This window comes from Morganella sp. Je.2.23, from assembly GCF_051129855.1.
Classification (GTDB): domain Bacteria; phylum Pseudomonadota; class Gammaproteobacteria; order Enterobacterales; family Enterobacteriaceae; genus Morganella; species Morganella sibonii.
Genome location: NZ_JBCPSQ010000047.1, coordinates 1 through 264, shown reverse-complemented (window position 1 = coordinate 264; position 264 = coordinate 1). Strand labels below are relative to the sequence as shown.

The window sequence follows — 264 nt, the reverse complement described above, 5'->3', positions numbered from 1 at the left end:
AGGCCGATATCACCAAAAATACCACTGATATTGCAAAGAACACGGGTGATATCACCACCATCAATAACAATCTGGCGGCGGGGACTCTGGGTCTGGTGCAGCTGAGCGATGATGGTAAGAAAGTTGTACTCAGTGATAAAGCCAAAGATGCGGCAGTATTTGAATTCGGCGGTAAAAAACTCAGCGGTGTCAGCAATGCTGCGCTGGCAGCGGATTCCACCGAGGCGGTGAACGGCAGTCAGCTGTTTGCCACTAATGAGCAGG

1 protein-coding gene is annotated in these 264 nt (G+C 50.8%); it reads left to right on the top strand.

The annotated features are described in order from the left end of the window. Window positions 1-264 (top strand): hypothetical protein (locus tag AAZR23_RS20790; RefSeq protein ID WP_434694509.1); only part of this gene is annotated, 264 nt, incomplete at both ends.